This is a genomic window from Brevibacillus gelatini, assembly GCF_003710935.1.
GTDB classification, from domain to species: domain Bacteria; phylum Bacillota; class Bacilli; order Brevibacillales; family Brevibacillaceae; genus Brevibacillus; species Brevibacillus gelatini.
Genome location: NZ_RHHS01000085.1, coordinates 1 through 3,333 on the forward strand (window position 1 = coordinate 1; position 3,333 = coordinate 3,333).

The 3,333-nt window shown below is 49.0% G+C and carries 2 protein-coding genes; both read left to right on the forward strand.

The genetic code is table 11. The features are described 5' to 3' along the window. Positions 1-404 precede the first annotated feature (404 nt). A complete protein-coding gene (locus tag EDM57_RS22865; RefSeq protein ID WP_122906963.1) occupies positions 405-1,679 on the forward strand; it encodes an MFS transporter in 1,275 nt (424 codons plus the stop codon). Positions 1,680-1,973: 294 nt separating this feature from the next. After that, on the forward strand, positions 1,974-3,158 hold the full coding sequence (locus EDM57_RS22870) for an MFS transporter (RefSeq protein ID WP_122906964.1): 1,185 nt from the start codon (positions 1,974-1,976) through the stop codon (positions 3,156-3,158). Positions 3,159-3,333: the final 175 nt, after the last annotated feature.

Below are 3,333 nucleotides of genomic sequence, written 5' to 3' on the forward strand. Positions count from 1 at the left end.
CGGTCGAGGACTTATCCACATATGCCTGGCAAACATGCAGATCCAGTTTTGAAGGAATAAGAAAAAGCTGTATTCCCGATTACTTTTGCGAGTAATGGAGAATGCAGCTTTTTTTGTTTCCATGGGAAACCGCAACATACGGACACAGAAAGCAACTCAGCAGTCAGGAAGGGAGTCCTTGCTTGCGAGAACGAAGCGTTGCTTTGCCGTACTTGAGCAGGAGCTTGCTCCTGTGCTTGCTTTTCTTCTCCATTTTCCTCCTCGTTCTTTCTCCCTCATCAATATTTTAAATGAGTAGCATGGAAAAGTTCATTTTTACATTGGGGGCTTGCTCCACTATAGTAAAGAATACTAGGATAAGATACTGAAAATTTTTGATGTTTGCGGACAGGAAAGGAGTATTCATGAAACAGGCTGCTTCTATGCGTTTCCACTATGCCTGGGTGATTGCCGCAGTGACTTTTTTCATCCTCTTGATTGGGGCTGGAATTCGCTCTGCACCTGGCGTGTTCATGGTGCCTGTGGAACAAGAATTTGGGTGGAGTCGTTCTTCTATTTCCTTTGCGTTGTCTGTCAATCTGTTGTTATACGGTTTGGTGGGGCCGTTTGCCGCAGCTGTCATGGACAGATTCGGGATTAGGCGGATTACGATGATTGCTTTGCTGATGCTGGCACTAGGGGCTTCGTTGACAACATGGATGCAGGCATCATGGCAACTGACTGTACTGTGGGGAGTGGTTGTTGGCCTTGGATCAGGCTGCACAGCATCGGTATTAGGGGCGATGATTGCCAATCGGTGGTTTGTACAGCAGCGAGGACTGGTTATGGGAATTTTGACGGCGAGCGGTGCTACGGGACAGCTTGTGTTTCTTCCTCTTCTCGCCAGTCTGGCTGAATCTGAAGGTTGGCGTACAGCCTCCTGGGTAATTGCTTCGGTAGCACTCATAATGGTGCCAATCGTTGCCGCATTGATGCGGGATCGCCCAAGTGACAAAGGGCTTACAGCATACGGAGCAACAACTACTGACCAAGAGCTTGCGGCTCCAGTGCAAAATCCATTCCGCGCAGCAATGAACGGACTTTTTACTGGTTTTCGTTCCTTTGACTTTTGGTTGTTAGCTGGAAGCTTTTTTATTTGTGGCTTGTCTACAAACGGGTTGATCGGGACACATTTTATTGCGGCCTGCATGGAGCATGGGATTCCAGCAGTGACTGCTGCCAGCTTGCTTGCCCTGATTGGGGTTTTTGACATAATTGGAACGACGTTTTCCGGCTGGCTGTCGGATCGCTACAATAACCGCTGGCTCCTGTTCTGGTACTATGGGCTGCGTGGGCTCTCCTTGATGTTTCTGCCGACAGCTTTGTCCTCTTCAACATTTAGCCTTGGCTTATTCATCGTATTTTACGGTTTGGACTGGGTTGCGACGGTTCCTCCTACAGTGAGGCTGACGACAGACATTTTTGGCAAACAGCAGGCAGGAATTTTGTTTGGCTGGATATTGGCCGCCCATCAATTAGGGGCTGCGGCAGCCGCCTACGGTGGTGGCGTCATCTACACAGTATTAAACAGTTACTTCTTCATGTTCATAACCGCAGGAGCTTTTTGCTTGCTGGCTTCCTTCATGGTCATGCGAATTGGCAGGAACGCGCTCCGTGCAAATGTTTCCCGGAATATGTAGCAGCATTTGGCCCTTCAAGAGCACGGTCCACTAATTGAAGATAACCATGCTTTTTCTCGGGCTGCTGATCGATACCAAAATGTTGATTCGCACATCCGTGTGGACAGGATCGTGTGAAGCTGCAACTGCAACAAGACGTCGGCGCATATCCGGCGTCTTTTTTTCTGGATAAGGCTTTGGATTGCTCCCTAAGGTGTAAAGTGCACAATAGGGGATTCGGTGGGTTGACTTTTTATACTTTACATATATTATTGTATTGAAAAGAAACCCGGTTTCCTATGGGAGTGAACATTGATGGCAGAAAAAAAGGCGTTGTGGACAAAAGATTTTGTAATCCTGGCACTCTCCAATTTTATGTTGTTCGTCTCGTTTCAGATGCTCCTTCCGACGCTTCCCGTTTATGTGACAGACATGGGGGGAGACCAGTTGGCGGTAGGGTTGGTCATTAGCCTTTTCACCGTATCAGCCTTGCTTGTGCGCCCTTTTACCGGGAAAGCGCTGGACACCATCGGAAGGAAGCCTGTCTTGCTGATTGGATTGGCCATCTTTTTGCTGGCGGTCGCCGGGTATTACTGGATGGTCAGTGTGGCGTTGGTGTTGGCGATCCGCTTTTTGCACGGGATTGGCTGGGGAATTGTCACTACCACCTACGGAACGATTGTGTCCGACATCATTCCCCGTGAAAGAAGCGGGGAAGGAATGGGATACTTCGGGATGTTCAGCAACCTGGCGATGGCTTTCGGGCCACTTCAGGGCTTGTGGGTGTCGCAAAACTGGGGATATGGTTGGCTTTTTGCCATCTCTGCAGGATTGACTGCTCTGGCGATGATCTTGTCCAGGCTGGTAAAAATCAAGCCAATTGTTCCCGGGAAAAAGCCGGGTGGAAGCGTGCTGAGTGGGCTTATTGAAAAAGCGGCGTTGTTTCCGTCTCTGTTGAATCTGTTGATCGGGATTATTTACGGAGGGATATTCAGCTTCATTACCTTGTTCGGTCTTGAGGTTGGCATCGCAAATATCGGCCTGTTTTTCCTGTTCAATGCAATTGCGCTGATGGCTGTCCGGCCACTGGCAGGAAGGCTGTTTGATCGCAAGGGACCGGTCTGGATTTTGTTGCCGGGTGGATTTATCCTTGGCGGCGGACTGCTGATGCTGTCGTACAGCACGAGTGAATGGCAGCTGATTTTTGCCGCAATCCTGTTTGGCGTCGGTGTCGGCGGCGTGCAGCCTTCCTTGCAGGCGTGGACGATCAAACGGGTAGACCCGACGAGAAGAGGGGCAGCTACCGGGACATTTTTCTCGGCGTTCGATCTGGGAATTGGCGGAGGAGCAATGATTCTCGGAGCAGTTGCCAAGATGACCAGCTTTGCGGTGATGTATCGCTATTCTCTGGTTGCTCTTGGGCTGTACTTGCTTGTTTACATCGTATATTTGGCCCGGCAAGGCAAAAGGACAACTGTGCCCGAATCGATTTCCTCCTAAAATCGGTTCGGGTTTTTCTATTTCTGAATAAGAAAAGCGATAAGGACAAATCATAAGTGAATGCAAAACAGTAATGGAACAAAAAGGAAAGCGTTTTCTAGGGAAATACGAGGTCAAAAGTAAAGAGCAAAACCAAGGGGAATCGATTGATTCGGCTGGTATGAGTAAAATGTTC